At 62.5% G+C, this 17,487-nt stretch carries 19 protein-coding genes and 1 pseudogene; 5 read left to right on the top strand and 15 right to left on the bottom strand.

Annotation, left to right across the window (positions count from 1 at the left end; all coding sequences use genetic code 11):
• Positions 1-94: 94 nt before the first annotated feature.
• From K1X15_RS19230 to K1X15_RS19195, 8 genes are all read right to left on the bottom strand, one after another.
• Complete coding sequence (locus K1X15_RS19230) at positions 95-1,210, bottom strand: ABC transporter ATP-binding protein (protein WP_220305147.1); 1,116 nt, start codon at positions 1,208-1,210, stop codon at positions 95-97.
• The gene (locus K1X15_RS19225; protein WP_220305146.1) at positions 1,210-1,947 is read right to left on the bottom strand and encodes a tyrosine-protein phosphatase; all 738 of its coding nucleotides are present in this window, start codon (positions 1,945-1,947) and stop codon (positions 1,210-1,212) included. The genes K1X15_RS19230 and K1X15_RS19225 overlap by 1 nt, the downstream gene beginning before the upstream one ends.
• Entirely contained in the window at positions 1,948-2,823 is an 876-nt protein-coding gene (locus tag K1X15_RS19220) for a carbohydrate ABC transporter permease (RefSeq protein ID WP_220305145.1), read from the bottom strand.
• Positions 2,813-3,733, bottom strand: coding sequence for a carbohydrate ABC transporter permease (locus K1X15_RS19215; RefSeq protein WP_220305144.1), 921 nt, complete (start codon positions 3,731-3,733; stop codon positions 2,813-2,815). Before K1X15_RS19215 ends, K1X15_RS19220 begins: the two co-directional genes overlap by 11 nt.
• Before the next feature lie 64 nt (positions 3,734-3,797).
• Positions 3,798-4,667: a metallophosphoesterase gene (locus K1X15_RS19210; protein WP_220305143.1), complete on the bottom strand. Its 870-nt coding sequence runs from the start codon at positions 4,665-4,667 to the stop codon at positions 3,798-3,800.
• Positions 4,668-4,735: 68 nt separating this feature from the next.
• Positions 4,736-6,034: an ABC transporter substrate-binding protein gene (locus K1X15_RS19205; protein WP_220305142.1), complete on the bottom strand. Its 1,299-nt coding sequence runs from the start codon at positions 6,032-6,034 to the stop codon at positions 4,736-4,738.
• Between the two features lie 56 nt (positions 6,035-6,090).
• Positions 6,091-7,383, bottom strand: coding sequence for an ABC transporter substrate-binding protein (locus K1X15_RS19200; protein ID WP_220305141.1), 1,293 nt, complete (start codon positions 7,381-7,383; stop codon positions 6,091-6,093).
• 66 nt (positions 7,384-7,449) lie between these two features.
• The gene (locus K1X15_RS19195; RefSeq protein ID WP_220305140.1) at positions 7,450-8,316 is read right to left on the bottom strand and encodes a metallophosphoesterase; all 867 of its coding nucleotides are present in this window, start codon (positions 8,314-8,316) and stop codon (positions 7,450-7,452) included.
• Between the two features lie 148 nt (positions 8,317-8,464).
• On the opposite strand from K1X15_RS19195, the gene K1X15_RS19190 reads away from it, so the two are divergent.
• Positions 8,465-9,034, top strand: a complete 570-nt coding sequence (locus K1X15_RS19190; protein ID WP_220305139.1) for a TetR/AcrR family transcriptional regulator — start codon at positions 8,465-8,467, stop codon at positions 9,032-9,034.
• A 17-nt stretch (positions 9,035-9,051) separates the two neighbouring features.
• A pseudogene (locus K1X15_RS21670) lies at positions 9,052-9,160 on the top strand (JAB domain-containing protein); the annotation flags it as partial.
• A 242-nt stretch (positions 9,161-9,402) separates the two neighbouring features.
• Here K1X15_RS21670 and K1X15_RS19180 read toward each other — a convergent pair.
• From K1X15_RS19180 to K1X15_RS19150, 7 genes are all read right to left on the bottom strand, one after another.
• Positions 9,403-9,615, bottom strand: a complete 213-nt coding sequence (locus K1X15_RS19180; protein WP_220305138.1) for a hypothetical protein — start codon at positions 9,613-9,615, stop codon at positions 9,403-9,405.
• Positions 9,616-9,621: 6 nt separating this feature from the next.
• Complete coding sequence (locus tag K1X15_RS19175) at positions 9,622-10,266, bottom strand: AAA family ATPase (protein ID WP_220305137.1); 645 nt, start codon at positions 10,264-10,266, stop codon at positions 9,622-9,624.
• Between the two features lie 78 nt (positions 10,267-10,344).
• Positions 10,345-10,668, bottom strand: coding sequence for a DUF6634 family protein (locus K1X15_RS19170; RefSeq protein WP_220305136.1), 324 nt, complete (start codon positions 10,666-10,668; stop codon positions 10,345-10,347).
• Positions 10,665-11,270, bottom strand: coding sequence for a hypothetical protein (locus K1X15_RS19165; protein WP_220305135.1), 606 nt, complete (start codon positions 11,268-11,270; stop codon positions 10,665-10,667). Before K1X15_RS19165 ends, K1X15_RS19170 begins: the two co-directional genes overlap by 4 nt.
• Positions 11,254-11,517, bottom strand: coding sequence for a hypothetical protein (locus K1X15_RS19160; RefSeq protein WP_220305134.1), 264 nt, complete (start codon positions 11,515-11,517; stop codon positions 11,254-11,256). The genes K1X15_RS19165 and K1X15_RS19160 overlap by 17 nt, the downstream gene beginning before the upstream one ends.
• Positions 11,517-13,475 carry an AAA family ATPase gene (locus K1X15_RS19155; protein WP_220305133.1) on the bottom strand — a complete coding sequence of 653 codons (1,959 nt, stop codon included), beginning with the start codon at positions 13,473-13,475 and terminating at the stop codon, positions 11,517-11,519. Before K1X15_RS19155 ends, K1X15_RS19160 begins: the two co-directional genes overlap by 1 nt.
• A 79-nt stretch (positions 13,476-13,554) precedes the next feature.
• A complete protein-coding gene (locus K1X15_RS19150) occupies positions 13,555-14,769 on the bottom strand; it encodes a hypothetical protein (RefSeq protein WP_220305132.1) in 1,215 nt (404 codons plus the stop codon).
• A gap of 294 nt (positions 14,770-15,063) precedes the next feature.
• Between K1X15_RS19150 and K1X15_RS19145 the strand changes: the two genes are divergently transcribed.
• From K1X15_RS19145 to K1X15_RS19135, 3 genes are all read left to right on the top strand, one after another.
• A protein-coding gene (locus K1X15_RS19145; protein ID WP_420828351.1) for an IS3 family transposase occupies positions 15,064-16,190 on the top strand; the annotation gives its coding sequence in 2 pieces (ribosomal slippage) (positions 15,064-15,304 and positions 15,304-16,190; 1,128 coding nt in all).
• A 369-nt stretch (positions 16,191-16,559) separates the two neighbouring features.
• Positions 16,560-16,814 carry a type II toxin-antitoxin system Phd/YefM family antitoxin gene (locus K1X15_RS19140; RefSeq protein ID WP_220305130.1) on the top strand — a complete coding sequence of 85 codons (255 nt, stop codon included), beginning with the start codon at positions 16,560-16,562 and terminating at the stop codon, positions 16,812-16,814.
• Positions 16,811-17,239 carry a type II toxin-antitoxin system VapC family toxin gene (locus tag K1X15_RS19135; RefSeq protein ID WP_220307624.1) on the top strand — a complete coding sequence of 143 codons (429 nt, stop codon included), beginning with the start codon at positions 16,811-16,813 and terminating at the stop codon, positions 17,237-17,239. Before K1X15_RS19140 ends, K1X15_RS19135 begins: the two co-directional genes overlap by 4 nt.
• The last annotated feature ends 248 nt before the right edge of the window (positions 17,240-17,487 follow it).

Below are 17,487 nucleotides of genomic sequence, written 5' to 3'. Positions count from 1 at the left end.
TTGCGCTTGCACCAGGCTATAGGGGGACGGTCGGATCGAAACCCCATAAGCGTTCGGGACCGGAGACATTGTCGTTCCGGCCCCGATTGCTGAACTAGAGCGCAGAAGCCATTTGTAGCGCGGGCTTTCCCGTTCTGGCAGGTTCGACGTCTATACGTTGACCGGTAATGCGGTCGAAAAGGTGCAGGTCGGACTGCTTGAACACCAGCTTGACTGCGCGGCCTTCATAAGGCTCGTCGCCCGGAGGCAGAACCACGGCGATCTCGGTGTTCTTGACGGTGCAATACGCGATGCGCGAACCGCCCAATTCCTCGACCAAGTCGACGGTTGCCGCAATACCGTCGATCCCATCGGGCGCGAAGGTGACAGCCTCCGGGCGGACGCCAACCGTCAGCGGCGTACCCTCTGGGAGCCCGGCAAGACGCAGGACCGGGCGGCAGGTGGCGTCGATGGATACCTGGCCGTCGGTTCCCATGGTTGCTTCCATCAGGTTCATCGCAGGTGACCCCATGAACCCCGCGACAAAGACCGATGCCGGCTGGCGATAGACTTCGGACGGCGTGCCGACCTGCTCGATGCGACCGGCATTCATGACGATCAGCATGTCGGCCAGGGTCATGGCCTCCACCTGGTCATGAGTCACGAAGATCGAGGTGGCATTCAGGCGCTTGTGCAGCCGCTTGATCTCGATGCGCATTTGCACGCGCAGCAGCGCGTCGAGGTTGGAGAGCGGCTCGTCGAACAAAAAAACCTCCGGCTCGCGCACAATGGCGCGGCCCATGGCCACGCGCTGGCGCTGGCCACCCGAAAGCTGGGCCGGGCGGCGGTCCAGATATTCGGTGAGGTTGAGGATCGCGGCGGCCTCTTCCACGCGCTTGTCGCGCTCGGCAGCCGGCATTTTCGCGATCTTGAGCGGATAGCCGATATTCTGGCGCACGCTCATATGCGGGTAGAGCGCATAATTCTGGAACACCATGGCGCAGCCGCGATCGGCCGGGTCGATGTCATTCATCGTGACGCCACCGATGGAGAGGTTCCCCTCGGTAATGTCTTCGAGCCCCGCAATCATGCGCAGCAGGGTGGACTTGCCGCAGCCCGAGGGGCCGACCATGACGACAAAGCTGCCATCGGGAATGGTCACGTCCACGCCATGCAGAACCTGCTTGGCGTCATAGGTCTTCTTGAGGTGCTTGAGAACGAGCTCAGCCATCAGACATCTCCCATCAGGCGGTGGCGCAGGCGGTCAATGGTGTCGGCCGACAGGCCGATCTTTTCGAGATAGGTGACGGCTGAGCCGTGGTTTTTCTCGATATAGGCAATGGTCTCGATCATGGTCGACGGTTCGGACGCCAGCAGCGGACGGAAGTGATCGACATTGGCGCCCTGCGCGGCGGCATGGGCGGTCATTTCCTCGATCATTGGAGCGATCATCTCTGCGGTGAGCGCATAATCGTCGACGATGAGTCCTGCCTCGACATTGGCAATCGCCAGCAAGAGGGCCGAGACGATGCCCGTGCGGTCCTTGCCGGCGGTGCAGTGGTAGAGAACCGTGCCCTGGGGTGCATCGGCGATGATGGTCAATACCTCGGCAATGGCGGCCTGCCGGGTCTCGAGCGCCAGGATGTAGAGCTCGAGCAGCAGGTCTTGGCCCGGCTTGGGCGTCGGGGCCAGAGACTCGAATAGCGAGACATTGTGGTAGCGCACGGCCGGATTGGCGTGGAACGGGTTGGGCTGGGTGGCCAGCTCCCCAGGATGGCGCAGGTCGATGACCGTGGCAACGCCGGCTTCGACCAGGGCATCCATGCCCTCGGCGTCGAGGCGGTGCAGGCCATCGGCCCGCAGGATGCGGCGCCAGCGGGTTTCGCCGGCCGGCGTGCCATAGCCGCCCAGATCGCGGACATTGAAGGTGCCTTTGACGGGCAGGTGGCGGGTGAAGGTAGCGTTCATTCAGCGAATTCCTGATTTCATGAAGGACTGGATGACCTGGCGCTGCAGCACGATGTAGATGACCAGAACCGGCAGGCTGGCCATGGTCGAGGCAGCCATCAGCGGCCCCCACTGGTTGCCTTCGGAGGACATGAACATCTGGATACCGATCTGGATGACGCTGTTGTCCGCGGTGCGGGTGAGCAGCAGGGGCCAGAAATACTCGTTCCAGGTCGAGATGAAGATGAGAATGGCGAGCGAGGCGAGGGTGCCGCGCAGGTTGGGCGTCATGACTTCCCACAGGATGCGCCAGTTGCCGGCTCCATCCATGCGGGCGGCTTCCACCACTTCCTTGGGAAAGCTGCGCATGGCCTGGGCCAGGAGCAGGATGGCGAGGGCGGATGCCAGGTTGGGCAGAACCAGCGCGGCGAGCGTGTCGAGAAGGCCCATCTGGGCGATCAGCAGGTAGTTGGGGATCATCACCACCTGGAACGGCACCAGCCAGGTGAGGGCCACGGCGGTGTAGATCAGCTTGTCGCCGGGGAATTTCCAGCGGGCAAAGGCATAGGCTGCGAGCAGGCCCGTGCCCAGCTGCACCACCGTGGTCAGCACCGAAACCACCAGCGTGTTGATCAGCATGCGCAGGATCGGAATGCTGTCCAGCGCATAGGCATAGTTTTCGAGCGACATGGTCGTGGGCCACAGGCTCGTCTCGAAAATGGCATTGGCCGGGCGGAACGAGGTCGCCAGCATCCAGTAGACCGGAAACAGGCAGAAGATCGACAGCAGCACCATGACCAGATGGCCGGCAGCACTGTTGACGCCGATCCCTTCGGCGGCCTTGCGGCGGAGGGGACGCGCCGCAATCAGCGGCACCTTGAGAGCTTCAGTTGTCATGGAAGGAATACCTGTCGATGAGGCGGAACAGCACGAAGGCCAGGGCGCCAAAGCCGAGGAACAGGATGACCGCTGCGGCCGAGCCCCAGCCGACCGACATGGTCGAGAAGCCAAAGTCCCACAGCAAATAATAGATATTGGTGGTCGCCCCGAGCGGGCCGCCGCCGGTCAGCACATTGATATAGCCAAAGCTCCACTGGGCGCCGAGCAGGATGGTCATCATCACGAGGAACAGCGTCGTCGAGCTCAGCAGCGGCAGACGGATGTCGCGGATGATTTCCCACTTGCTGGCCCCATCCATGCGGGCCGCTTCGATAAGAGCCGGATTGATATTGGCATTGGCCGCCGAAAGGATCAGCGTCGAAAAGCCGATGAGCTTCCAGCCGGTAATGGCAATGATCGTCCAGATGGCGATCCGCGGATCGGTGAGGAACTTGATGGGTTCGGCTCCGAAAAAGCCGATCAGTTCATTGACCATGCCGTAATTGGGGTCGAGCAGCCAGCGCCACACGGCGGCGGCCACCACCGGAGCAATGATCATCGGCACGAAGATGATGGCCCGGTAGATATTGCGCCAGCGCGGCGACAGGTCATGCGTGTAGATGGCGAGAGCCAGCGGGATCAGCACAGCCAGGGGCAGCAGGCCCAGCACATAGACGCCGGTATTGCGCAGCGCCTGCCAGAATTTGGGCAGAGCAAAGATGCGCTGGTAATTGTCCCAGCCCACAAAGGTCTGGGGCGAGGTCGGCAGCATGTTCCACTGGAAAAAGCTCAGGCGGAACGCGTCCACCAGCGGCCAGTAGATCCAGACGACGAGAGTTATGATGGCCGGAGCCATGTAGAGCCAGGGCGACCAGCGGGGCTGGGCAATCCGTCGCCGCTGGACTGGGGCGGGTGCAGCTATGGCCATGTCACGCTCCAAGATTGAGGGAAGGGATGGCCCGCCCAAGAGGGCGAGCCGAAAAGCCTGAGGTCTATTCCGCGGCTTCGGTTTCGTAGAAGTCGTGCGCCTTGGCGACGAGCTCCTGGAAGGTCATGTCGCTGACCAGCTTGCGTTCTTCGGGGCGCGGCATGAAAGCCACGGTGAGGCCCCAGGAGCGGATCGTGCCCACGGCAATCGAGGCGCCCGAAGTCTGGCAGAGGCGACCCTTTTCGAGCTTGATCGGGTCGATCCAGTCGTGCTGGCCGCCCGTCATGATCAGCGGAATGCCATGCCAGTTCGACACGCGATCGTGGTGCAGGTGGCCGCAGAGAATGCCCAGAATGTCGGTGCGACCCTGGAGCACTTCGCGCAGGGCGATCGTGTCCTTGAGGGTCATGCCCTGCCATTCGGAAGCCGGATCTTCGTCCAGCATCAGCGGGTGATGCATGACGATCAGCTTCGGCACGCCGGCATGGTCGGCGAGGCGACCGCGGAACCAGTCGAGCTGGCCGGGTTCAAGCGCGCCATGGCCCTGCATCGGGATCGAGGTGTCGAGCACGATGATGTGGGTGCCGGCAATGACCGTGTCGTAGTCGTAAGGCGCATCGGCATTCTCGGTTTGGTCGAGCATGACCTTGTAGAAGGGCGCGCGGCTGTCGTGATTGCCCAGGGCCAGCAGCATCGGGATCGGCAGCGCGGCTTCATCCAGCAGGCGCTTGAGTTCTTCAAAGGCCGGCTCGGTGCCGCGATTGGTCAGGTCGCCGCTGACGACGATGAAATCGGGGGCCGGATCATAGGTCTTGATGTCGGCCAGCACCTTGGCCAGCGTCGCGCTGGTATCGGTGCTGAGGAAAGCGTCCGGCACGCCCGGCTGGGCAATGTGCAGGTCGGTGAGATGCAGGAAAGTCGTGTGCCGCGTCATGTCTGTCTCCTGAAACTGGGAAGGTGACGCCGCCCGGAAAAGAGGCGGGGCGGCGCCATGCGTGTTGATCAGGGCATCAGCGCCTGGGCATTGGCCTGGGCGTCGGCCAGCGTGGCCTCGACATCGGCGCCGCCGAAGATCGCCATTTCCATGCCGTCCATCATGGTCTTCATGATCTGGCGATAGTTCGGGCCCGGCAGCGGGTCCCAGGGTTCGAGACGATCAAGCTGTTCCAGGTTCGGCTGTACCAGCGGATGCTCGGCAATCCAGTCCTTGAGGTAAGCCGGATCATCAACGATGGCCGGACGCAGCGGCAGGTAGCCGATTTCCGAGGTGATGATGGTGTAGCCGTGCTCCGAGGTCAGGAACTTCATCAGTTCCCAGGCGGCGCGCTGCTTGAGCGGGTCAGCCGTGTGGATGGTCAGGGCCGAGCCCGAATTGTTCGGGCGGGTCGGCTTGTCGCCAAAGCGCGGCATGGTCGTCGCGCGAAGATCGTAATTGTCCTTGGCACCGGCGACCAGGGCCCCCTGAAGGGCCGAGGTCTGAAGATACATGCCCAGCTTTCCGGCAGACATGCCTTCCAGGGCGCCTGCGAAGTCATAGTTCTCAAGGGCGCCGGCGTCATACATGTCGCGCAGCATCTTGACGGCTTCGATTGCTTCGGGTTGGGCGAAATTGAGCGTCGTGCGATCGCGCGAAATCACTTCGCCATTGTTGGAGCGGATGACGCCCTGAAGCATCCAGTCCGAGCCGCCAGATCCGATGCCGGCGACACCGGCGGTGAAGCCTTCTGCGGCAGTCGCCGATTCGATGGCCAGCGCGGCTTCCTTCACCTGCTCCCAGGTCTGGGGCGGGTTGTTGGGATCAAGGCCGGCGGCCGCAAACAGGTCCGCATTGTAGAACAGCACCGGGGTCGAGAACGTATAGGCCAGGCCATAGGTCTTGCCATTGAGTACGCCCAGCTGGGTGCCATTGGGATGCATGCCCTCGAGATGGGTTGCCAGTTCACTGTGCGTGGTGATGTCTTCCAGCGCCTGGGCGCCGAAATTTTCAACTGCGAAATCGAGATCGCTGAACACGGTCTGGACCAGGTCGACTGGCAGGCCGGCCGCCATGTCAGCCTGAATGCGGCTGCCATCGGTGCCCGAGTAGGGCACGCCTTCCACGGTCACGTTCGGGTTGGCGGCCATGAAGTCAGCGATCATCTGACGGGTGGCATCCGCGCCGTTGTTGGAGGCAGACAGGTTGTAATTGTAGAAGGTGATGGTGACCGGCTGGTCGATGGCCGGAGCCATCTGGGCCAGTACAGGGGTCGATACGGTCAGAGTCAGCGCCATGGCGCCGAGCAGGAAGGACTTGCGGTTCATCGCAGTTCTCCGGGTTGGGGAAGGGTGAGGGGCATCCCGTGGGATGCCCCGGGAAATCAGGGCATCAGGGCCTGTGCATTGGCCTGGGCGTCGGCAAGCGTCGCTTCGACATCGGTCCCGCCGAACACGGCCATTTCGGCAGCGTCCATCATCATCTTGACGATCTGCGCATAATTGGCGCCGGGCATCGCATCCCAGGGCTCAAGCCGCGACAACTGCTCGAGATTGGGGGCGATCAGCGGGTGATCCTTGATCCACTCGCCCAGATATTCCGGGTCATCGACAATGTCGGTGCGCAGCGGCAGGTAGCCGATTTCCGACGTGATGACGGTGTAGCCATGCTTGGAGGTCAGGAACTTCATGAATTCCCAGCTGGCGCGCTGCTTGATCGGGTCCTGGCTGAGAATGACCAGCGCCGAGCCCGAATTGTTCGGACGGGTCGGCTTGTCACCAAAGCGCGGCATCGGGGCGGCGCGCAGGTCGAAATTGCCTTCGGCGCCCTTCACGAGGAAAGCCTGAATGGCCGAAGTCTGCAGATACATGCCGAGCTTGCCGCTCGCCATGTTCTCCATGGCACCCGTCACGTCGACATTATCATAGGCGCCGCTCTCGTAGAGATCCTTGAGCATGGCGACAGCTTCAACGGCGGCCGGTTCGGCAAAGGTCAGGGCCGTGCGGTCTTCCGAGATCACCGAGCCATTGTTCGAGCGAACAACGCCCTGGAACAGCCAGTCAGCGGCGCTGGGGCCAAAAATGCCGGCGGTAAAGCCGGGATTGCCGGTCTTGTCCTTGATGGCGAGCGATGCGGTCTTGATCTCGTCCCAGGTCTGGGGCGGATTGTTCGGATCAAGGCCGGCAGCCGCGAACAGGTCGGCATTGTAGAACAGCACCGGGGTCGAGAACGTATAGGCCAGGCCATAGGTCTTGTCGTCGAGCACGCCGAGCTTCAGCCCATTGGGGCTCATGCCTTCCATGTGTCCGGCGATTTCGTCGGCCGGGAACAGGTCTTCCAGCGCCTTGGCGCCGTAATTTCCGCGCGCATAGTCGAGCGAGTTGAAGCCAAGCTGCACCAGGTCAACCGACATCCCGGCGGCAAGGTCCGCCTGCAGGCGGGCATTGCCCTCGGCCGCGCCATAGGGCACGCCTTCAACGGTCACATTGGGGTTGGCGGCCATGAATTCGGCCATCAGACGCTCGGTGGCATCCTTGCCATTGCCGGCGCTGGCCAGGTTGTAGTTGTAAAACGTAATGGTCACCGGTGCATCGACGCTGGCCGGAATGGACTGGGCCAGGACAGGCGCCGAGATCGAGAGCGCAAGCGCGCCCAGCAGGAAAGACTTGCGGTTCATCGCAGTTCTCCGGGGAGGAATCGGGGAGGCGGGCTCCCCGCAGGGAGCCCGGACTGTTTCTGGGGGCTACTCGGCAGCGACGAGGCTGGCTTCGTACTTCTTGAGCATTTCGGCGAAGTCGGCGAAGCGGAAGCTCATGATTTCCTTGGGGTCCTTGCGCAGCGGCGCGAAGGTAATGGTCAGGCCGGAGGGACGCAGCGTGCCGATGGCGAAGGACGCGCCTTCATAGCCACGCAGACCTTCATGCAGCCAGAGCACGTCGGTGGCGGCGTGCTGGCCAATGCCGACGACAACCGGGATGCCGTACCAGTTGGAAACGCGATCGTAGTGGATGTGGCCCGAGAGGATGCCGATGACATTCTTGCCTTCGACGGCCTGACGCAGCGACTCGGTGTCGGCGATGGAGAGGGATTCCCATTCCATCTGCGGATTGTCATCAAGTGCCGGGGCGTGATGCATGACCAGCAGCTTGGGCAGGTCGGCATGGTTGTCGAGCTCGGACTTCAGCCACTCGAGCTGGCCGGGTTCGAAGGAGCCACCGACCTTGTTGGGAGCGGAGGAGTCGAGGGTGATGATATGGATGCCGTCGATGACCTGGGCGTGGTCATAGGGGGCCATGGCATGATCGGTCTTGCCGAGCATGGCGGGGTAGAAGCCTTCGCGCTTGTCGTGGTTGCCGAGGGCAAAAAGCACCGGCATGGTCAGCTCGGCTTCGGCAAAGATCGCCTTGAGCGTTTCATAGCTGGCTTCGTCGCCACGATTGGTCAGGTCGCCGCTGGCAACGATGAACTTGGGCTGCGGCACGAGCTTCTTCACATCGGCCAGGATGGCCGCGAGTGTGGTGTTGGTGTCGGAATGCAGGTGGTCATCCTGCACATTCGGGTCGCCCACATGCAGGTCGGTGAGATGAACGAAAGTGACGAGGTCGGACATGGCGCTCTCCTGAGTCTTTAGAGCCAGATCAATGGCTTCTGAAACTTTTTTGATCCCGCGACCTAATTTGGGACTTTTCCCTCTTGCGCCGGAACGGATGCCTAGCTAGCGTTCCAACATGACAGGTGAATGAAGGTTCATTCAGTTTATGGACGTTACCCCCGACAAGCGCGAACGCATTATCGCCGCCGCATCAAGACTGATCGTGAAAAACGGATTGCACTGCTCCATGGCGGCGATTGCCGAGGAAGCGGGCGTAGCCACTGGGTCGCTCTACAATTATTTCGATTCCAAGGAAGCGCTGGTGCTCGGCGTCTATGGGCGCATGGCCGAGCAGATGACCGAAAGCCTGTCGGTGCAGCCTGATCCGGCCAAGACACCGGCCGAGCGCATGCAGGTCTATATAGCCGACTATGTGGACTTCATCTGGTCCGATCCGCAGCGCGCACGGTTGTTCGACTACCTCGAAAACAATCCGCTCATCACTTGGGCCGACGCCAAGACGATCTTTGGCGCCTTTGTCGACTATGCGATCGATCTGATCGCTGCCGGGCAGGAGAGCGGAGACTTCCGGCCCGGTTCGCCCACCATGATGGCCAGCTTCATCCGCGGCGCCATTCGAAACACACTCAAACGCCGACGGCTCAGTGCTGAACCGCTGTCAGATGCCGAGCGGCTTTTAGTTATCGAGATGTGTTGGGCGGCCATCGCCGCATGACGGGATGAATGCACCACGTAGACCACACCCGTGTCTATGCCCGCGAGGTCATCAAGTGCTCGCTGGAGCTTTCAGCGACGGCCGTCATCCTGGTGCACAACCATCCCTCGAGCGACCCGACGCGCGGCAAGTTCGGTTCAGCATCCCTTCGCACGGCTCGGGCTGCTTGCAGTCTTGTGACGCAGAATGCGCCAAGTATCGGTTCAAGCGGAATGTCGGCTTTCGGCCTATCGACAAGGTGCAGCGAATGACCGAGTTGGGGCGCGTTGCGGACAGCGTGAGGTCACCTTCGCTCACCTCCCCTCTGTACTGCTAGCAAGCTGCAACGATCGCAAGCTAGCAAGACGGCAAGCTAGCGCGCGATCGGACTACGAGTCCGCCTGCAGCTTGGCGAGGAGGTCGCCCACGGCCTCATCGAGAAGGCCCTGCAAGTTCGTCCGGCGGTCGAGAGCGAGGCGGTGCAGCATGTCGCGCCTTTCGCGGGACAGCCGGTAGCAGATCTGAGCGCGTGCTTCGGTCTCTTCTACCAGGTCAGGCGCGATTGCGGTTGCGCGGAGGGACGATTTCGGCGGCGTGTTCATCGGCAGTTACCTCTTCCACTTGCAAATGGCCGACCACAGGCGTTCGTAGTCAGTACGGGCCGGGGCATCGGCGGACAGGTCGGCAATGGTCATGCCGCGATGGATCAACTCCGGGTAGGCGAGGCGGTGGGTGATCTGGTGACGCCAAAGAGTCGCGCCCGCGGATTTGAGGCGCTCGCGCGCGATACGGACAGCAGGGGACTCCATATCAAGGCGCAGAGGTGGCGCGGCGGTGAGCGCGACCAATGGCGTTGTATGGGCGTTCTTCAGGACGTGCACCCACTCCAGAGCCAAAGAGATATCGAAGAGAAACGGACGGGCGCAGATCAGCGACATACCGGCCCTCTGGGCAATGGCGGTGGAGCCGCTGTAGCGGGCCGGTGGATTATCGATAAGCACCACGTCGTAGCGTGTTTTGGCCCGATCCAGCAGCGCGGCAACTGCGCCAACTTCGGTGCTGTGCACGGCAAAGGGAGGATTCGCGCTCACCGCATGCCATTCGCTGGCCGAACGCTGCGGGTCAGCGTCGAGGACTATGGCGCGGCGGCCCTCGGCGGTCGCCAGGCTCGCCAGGGCAAGTGCAGTCGATGTTTTGCCCGAACCGCCCTTACCCCAGAGCGCAAGGACAATGGAACTAGTGCTTTTGGTCATGGTCATCCTTTCCTCGGCAATGTCGGAGGAAGCCTGGCAAGGAACAAATGCTCGACGCACCGGCATGCGGGCTTGCTATCAATCGAGCATGCTCGCTTGATCGCTTTGGGGCTGGTATCCGAGCCTGGGGCCGAGCCGATAATAGCGGCTGATGGTTCGCGCCCACCCGGCCTGTTCATCGGCTGCAAGAACCGCGGAGGTGGTAATGCAGCCGTCCTGCAGCAGGGGATGGCTGCTAACGAAGCCGACCAGGCGGAACAATCCGCCGGGCAGGGGCTGGACGGCCCAGCCAGTCAGGAGCGGTGCGTCGGCCAGTTCCGCCGCGCCGGGTACAATCCCGGCCTTGATGCGCTCCGCCTCACGCAACCCGGCCGCGATGGTTTCCTTGGACAAGAGACTCATGACCACCTCCGGCGCTTGTGGTCCGGACAGCGCGTGCTCCACCAGCGATTCCAGCTCTGCAGCGATCCGGGGGCGCCGCAAGCTTCGCAGACATGCCCGGAAAGATGTTCTGCAGCGGCGATGATCGCATCACCGGTTTCAGGCAGGTCGCCAGACCAGTAAAACCGCAATGTCGCGTATTTCTCCTTGACCTGATCCGACCGCCAGGAGTGGTCTGGCGCGATCTCGTCCAGCCAGATGAAGACGGCATCGAGGAGGTCAGTCCACCCTGGCAGGCATTCGAACCCAGCCGTGGCTCGCTTGTGCTTCTGGTGCAGCGCCTGAAGGTCTGCCTCAGTTGGCGGCATGGCCAGCGGGGTGAGGGGTGCAGACCGGTGCCAGCGCAGGCGCTGCATGCGTAGGGCCAGTTCGGTGAGCGTTTCGCGGCGGAATGACGGCGTGCGGTAATAGGTGGTGCCACCGATCTCGCTGGCCGGTACACCGGGGGTGATGTGCACGGCCAGGGTATCGGGCGAAGAGCCGGCAATAGCCAGCGTCGGCAGTGCCGGATCGCCATCGAGCGCGGCTTCGATCAAGGTCCGGGTTTCAGCGGCGATGGTCACGGTCGGCCTCGTGGAGCACGTCTTCAATGGCGGCGAGCGCGATTTCGATCAGCGCGGATTCGATCAGCGCCAGCCAGGGGCGGTTCCGGCCAATGGCGAGGGCGGCGCGGATATTGGAGATTGTCGGGCGCTGGTCACAGGCGACAAGCGCCTCGCGCTCGGGCCCCTGCGGCAGGGTGCGCATGCACAGGGTGATCGCATAGTCCCAGGCATGGGCAGCGATGCGGATCTGGTCGGCCTTCTGCATCAGATCCTCCCCGCCACCGGAATGTGGTCTTCGATCGCATCGTCGATCTCGTCAGGCTTTTCGGCCGTGTGGGCGGCATCGAGAATGCCGGCCAGCCTGTCGCCGGTGATGACGCGCTCGACCTGCAGGATTTCGGCGAGGCGGAGGATGTCGTCCCTATGCCGGCTGACGATTGTGACGGCCCGGCCGTGGAGGCGGTCGAGTTCGGTCGTCACTGCTGCCCACAACGAGGCCCCGTTCCAGTGGCGCGGGTCGGTGTTCTGGACCGTCGTCAGGGGGCCATAAAGACCAAGCTCGAGCATGGCGCTGCGCAATACCATGTTGGCGATCTCGATATCCGACTCGGCGCCACTATTGGCGCCATTGCCCAGGCTGATGTCGGCGGCGCGCCCGGCCAGCACCATGGTGACAAAATCTTCGACGTCGCCCCGGGTGAGCAACCCATCCCCGGGCCTGGGCTTTACCCAGCCTCCCATGGCACCAGAGCCGAGGATGGACACTTCCAGGATCGGCAGGTTCAGCGCATGGGCCACCACGGCATGACCTGCTTCGTGGATGGCAATGCTCCGGTCGGTCTCCGGCGACCGTCCGTCGGGCGGGGCAATCAGAACCATGAGATCGGCCAGGCCGAGCGGCCGATCCTCGGCTTCGGCCGCGGCGATGGCCGATTGGCACCAGCTTTCGATCTGCGCGGGCGTGGCCTCCACGGCCAGCCGTGCCAGCGTCGCAATGCCGCCAGCATTGATCCTGTCGCCGAGACAGGCTGCAAACATGCGGCACCGCTCATCGAGGTCCGGGAGCAGGACAGGCACTTTGCGCTCCAGCCGTCCTGGGCGGATGAGCGCCTTATCCAGCTTGCCGTAGTGGTTGGTGGCCCCGATCAGCAGGATCGGCCTGCCGAGCTTGCGCAGCCGGTCGAGTTCGGTCAGCAGGAAAGTCACGACCGGAACCCACCACGATGCCCGGTCTGCATCGAGCGTCGCCCGGTCGGGAATGGCGTCGACTTCGTCGAGCAGCCCGACGATCGGTCCGTCGGCACTGGCGACTTCGTCCAGGAAGGTGCGCGCAGAGCGGATGACATCACCCAGATGACCATCAGAGCTGGCAAACCAGGCGCCGACCGAAGTTGCCGTGAACCTCCAGCCCGCCGAAACAGCAAGGGCCTCGGCAATGGTCGTCTTGCCGGTGCCGGGCGGTCCGGCAAGGCAGGCAAAGCGCAGTGCCGTGGGGTTCAGGCTCCCCTCGGCGACCTTGCGCATGATGCCCAGCGTCTCATGCGCCCAGTCGCCAACCGGCCGGGTGAGCGCCAGCCGCTCAAGGGGAACGCCGCGACTGTGCTCGGCCGGCTGGTTGCGATAGCCTGCGATGCGGCGCAGATTGGCAACGCAGTCCCGCGACGAGAGGCCCGGCCGGATGGCAACGGTCAGGTCGTGGACCGAAAGACCCTCGACATCGGTCCGCAGCAGACCGCGGACGGTGCGGCCGGTGACCATGCGGATGGTCCTGCGAATGATGGCAAGATCCGGGCCCGGCACCGCGATGACGGCATCGGCGCCCGCGAGAGCCTCGGGAACAAGCACGCGCTCAGGATCATGCGAGATGAGGATGACGCTGCGGCCCGCTTCGAGCAGGTCGAGTTCGGCGCGCCCCTGCAGCTCATATCGGCCGCCGGATTTCTGCCGTTCGGCATAGGCCGCGACCATCGTCGCTCGGTCCTGGCCGGACAGATGACGCTCAAGCATTGCGGCGGAAATCTCGTTTTCGGTCCTGATCACGACGAGGCGGGGCCGGGTCTTGAGCAGGCGCTTGAGCGCAGGCGTAAGCGCGGCCTCGACCATGCATTGGGCCAAAGCGTCGCTGGTCCGCTCAGCCAGCGGCGTAGGCGTGTCGTCCTCAAGATGGGGTTCGTCGTCGGTCTCGGTATCAGATGATGGGGTACGCAGCGAAGAAATGGACATGAGGCGTCTCCAGGCGGCGGCCAGGGCCGCGCTACGTGCGAGATGGAAGGAAGGGGACGAGCGCGGGAAAAAGACCGCGCTAGCGCGCCGGTGCGGTGAGGTCGGTATCGACGGGCTGCCAGCCGCCGCGCCCCCGGCCCTTGCTGCCCACGGTAAAATGCATGGCGGCAGAGGCCGAGGAAAAGACCATGTCGCGGGTCAGCACATAGGAGGTCCCGTCATGGGCCAGCTCCAGAATGCCGGCATTGTGCCAGGCAGCCCGCAAATAGCTCACCGAGGCCGTGGCGCTGGCCACGCTATCGAGGCGGACATCGGAGCCGCGTAGAAGCACCCATTCATCATCGGCCCGGCGGCAGGCGAGGGCGATGTGGCCCTTGCCGAAGGCCAGCTCCATGACCTCGCCTTCCGGCGCCTCGTTGAAGGCGCGCCAGGGCGCCAGCCGCCCCTCTTCCGCACGCGGGCCGGCCAGCACCATGCGCGGGCTGAGATTAACGAACAGGTGCCCCTTGCGCGCCAGGACATGACAGGCCATGGCTGCAAGAAGGTTGAGTTCCTCGAACCGTTCGGGGGCAACCGGCGCCCCATCCGGGGTGCCATTGACCAGGGTCACTTCCCGCGCCACAGACAAGCGTCCATGGATGATCCGTTCGAGCACCAGGGCATCGGCCTCGCTCAATCCGTCATGGGCATCGGTAATGGTGATGATCGCATCGATATCCGCGATCGGCTGGGTGCCGGTAGCGACGCGGCGGCCCACCTCGGACCCCATGCCGACATAGGCCTGCGCACCGGACAGCAAAATGTAGACGCCGGGACGCTGCAGGACCTCGGCGCGGCCCAATGCACGGCGTCCACTGCCCGGGCTGACGACCACGCTCGGATGCATGGTGGTGACACATGGGGAAACAGAATCGTCGGGCAGGCCGCCGGTGATGGGCAGTACACCGCCTGGCGCGGAGGGCGTCGGGTCATCGTCCGGATCGTTGGGCGCCATGCGGGTGAGCATTGTGTGCTGGTCGAGTACCCCCGAGCGGATATCAGCTTCGACGATCCCCGCAGAGATCAGCGCCTGGATCGCCCCGGCCGGATCGGCATGACCATCCAGGGCCACCATGATGTCGCCGACGCTGGCCGAGCCGGTCTCGTCGATGGTCGCCAGGATCAGGACCTGATCGGTCGGGCTGACCAGGTCGTGCTGCACCAGTCCGGACGCAATGGCGATCGGGCTGGTCGTGGGACAAGAAAATTGGGACTTGTTCGACGCCGCGGCGCCGCTAGAAGAAGGACAGGTCATGTATGCCTCTGGTGAGTCAGGGGTTATGTGGCTCAGGCTGACGGGAGTGTTGGAAGCACTTCCGTCAGCCGCCTTTTGGAAGAAGGCGACTTGCCGGCCAATCAAGCCGGAATCGGCCTGACACAGCCAAGATGCGGATCCGTTTGCCCAAAACAAGGATCCGGGGCAAAGCCATCGGTAGCGTGGTTAACGTCTCGTGACGTGGCTGTTAGAATCCTTCGCTCCTTCGCGCTACTGAATAGCCCCTAGATTTGTAGACGCCTTCTTCCCTAATTTTGAGGCAAGGAGGCCTACATGGGCAAAGGCAATTTCAGCGACGAGTTCAAGCGTGACGCGGTGCGTCAGATCACCGAGCGAGGATATCCGGTTTCGGAGGTGTCGCAGCGTCTGGGGGTGAGTGCCCATTCGCTCTACGAGTGGCGGAAGAAGTATGCATCGGATGTTTCCAAGGGTGGGGATCAGGCCGATGAGATCCGGCAGCTGAAGCGAGAACTGGCCCGGGTCAGCGAGGAGCGCGACATCCTAAAAAAAGCGGCCGCGTACTTCGCCAAGGATGCAAAGTGAGGTACGCGTTCGTTGCCGAGCATCGCCAGCAATTCTCGGTGCGCACCATGTGCCGGTGCCTTTCGATCCATCCCAGCGGCTTCTATGCCTGGCTCAAGAGCCCCTTGAGCAAACGGGCCCAGGAAGACATTCGCCAGACCCAGCTCATCGAGGAGGCCTGGAGACAGAGCGGCAAGGTCTATGGCTATCGCAAGCTGCATGATGACCTGCTGGACCGGGGCGAGACCAGTTGCGCCAACCGTATTGCGCGCTTGGCCAGGCTGGCCGGGATCAAGGCCCAGATCGGCTATCGGCGCCGGCCTGGCTCCTATGGTGGCAAGCCATCGGTCGTGGTCGACAACACCCTGGCCCGGCAGTTCGACGTCGATGCACCGGAAACCGCCTGGGTGACCGACATCACCTATATCAAGACCATGGAGGGCTTTGCCTATTTGGCCGTGGTCATCGATCTGTTCTCGCGCCGCGTCATCGGCTGGTCACTACAAAGCCGGCAAACCAGCGAGGTCGTTCTTCAGGCCCTCTACATGGCGGTCTGGCGCCGAAAGCCACAGAACACGGTGCTAGTCCATTCCGATCAGGGCTCCCAGTTCACCAGCATGGACTGGGCCAGCTTCCTGCGACACCACAATCTGGTTCATTCGATGAGCCGGCGCGGCAACTGCCGTGACAATGCTGTGGCCGAGAGCTTCTTCAACCTGCTCAAGCGCAAGAGGGTCAGGCGTCGGACCTATCGGACACGGGGCGAAGCCCGCCAGGATGTGTTCGATTACATCGAGATGTTCTACAACCCAACCCGAAAGCACACCCGCAACGGCATGCTCTCACCCGTCGAGTTCGAACGGCGGCACCAAATCTAACCCCGAAGGTGTCTACAGAACGCGGGGCTATTCAGTCCGGATGACCCAAACTGCTGGAGTGGGGCACTCAGCCGCTGTCGTTCCAGAATGGCGGCTTACAAGAATTTAAGGAACTGCACCGATTGCAGGCATGGGGTCAAAAGTTGACCAGCTGAAACGCGCCCCAATTCAGACGTGAGAGCCGCGTCGTCTGGGTCCCCAAAGCGGCTATTCCAATGAGCTGTCAGAAGCCCGATACCGCTCGCACCGTCCATCAAACTAACGACCATACTTGCTCAGCCAGGAGAGCAGAGGCCAACGTGGCTGCACTGATTGTCATTCGACCATAAATGTTCTAATGTAACAACATCGTGTCGAGTGGAGCGACCCATGACGATCACCACAGTGTCCAGTCGAGAATTCCAACAGAATGCCAACCAGGCGCAGAAGGCCACGCGCAGCGGCCCCGTCTTCATTACCAACCGTGGCAAGCCGGCCCAGGTTCTACTGAGCATCGAGGAATATCAGCGGATCACAGGTCAGCGCCGGAGCATCGTTGCAGCGCTTTCAATGCCTGGACTATCGGAGATTGAGCTTACCCCCCCTCGGTCGCGCGACTTGCCTCGTCCAGCAGATTTCTCCTGATGTTCTTGCTCGATACCAACGTGATTTCTGAGCTGCGCAAAGCCGGCGATGGCAAGGCGGACATCAACGTCGTCTCGTGGCTCGACAGCGTTGAAGCCACGAAGCTCTACATATCAGTGATAACACTGATGGAGCTGGAACTTGGCATCCTTCTGGTGGAGCGACGGGACCCGGACCAAGGCGCCAGATTGCGCATATGGATGGATCGTCATGTCGTTCCTGAGTTTGCCGATCGGACGTTGTCGGTCGATACGCCGGTAGCCCTCCGTTGTGCTCAAGTCCATCTGCCTAACCCCTGCGCCGAACGGGATGGCCTGATTGCCGCGACTGCGTTGGTCCATGGTATGACGATGGTCACGCGTAACGTTGCCGATTTCGAGCGAACCGGGGTCAACATCATTGATCCCTGGGATCACCCCGCCTGATACGGCTGGCGTTCTCGAAAGGATTTTGCGTTCAAACGGCAAAATGCCCGTCAAAATGAAGAGCGGTCCAAGATAACTGCAGACTGGCAACTTCTTATCACTGGCGGGTCAAATCTAGACGTCCGCAACAGGCGCGGGACCGGACCATCGCTGATGCGCCCCCATTCCCGCCGTTCAGGCTGCCATTTCAATTTCCCGAAAACGGTCGGTCCGCTCTGGTTCTGGCAACGGCAACACTGGGGTGGGGA

It is taken from the genome of Devosia salina (assembly GCF_019504385.1).
GTDB lineage: Bacteria > Pseudomonadota > Alphaproteobacteria > Rhizobiales > Devosiaceae > Devosia > Devosia salina.
The sequence above is the reverse complement of the archived record's forward strand: the minus strand, read 5'-3'. Positions and strand labels throughout refer to the sequence as shown.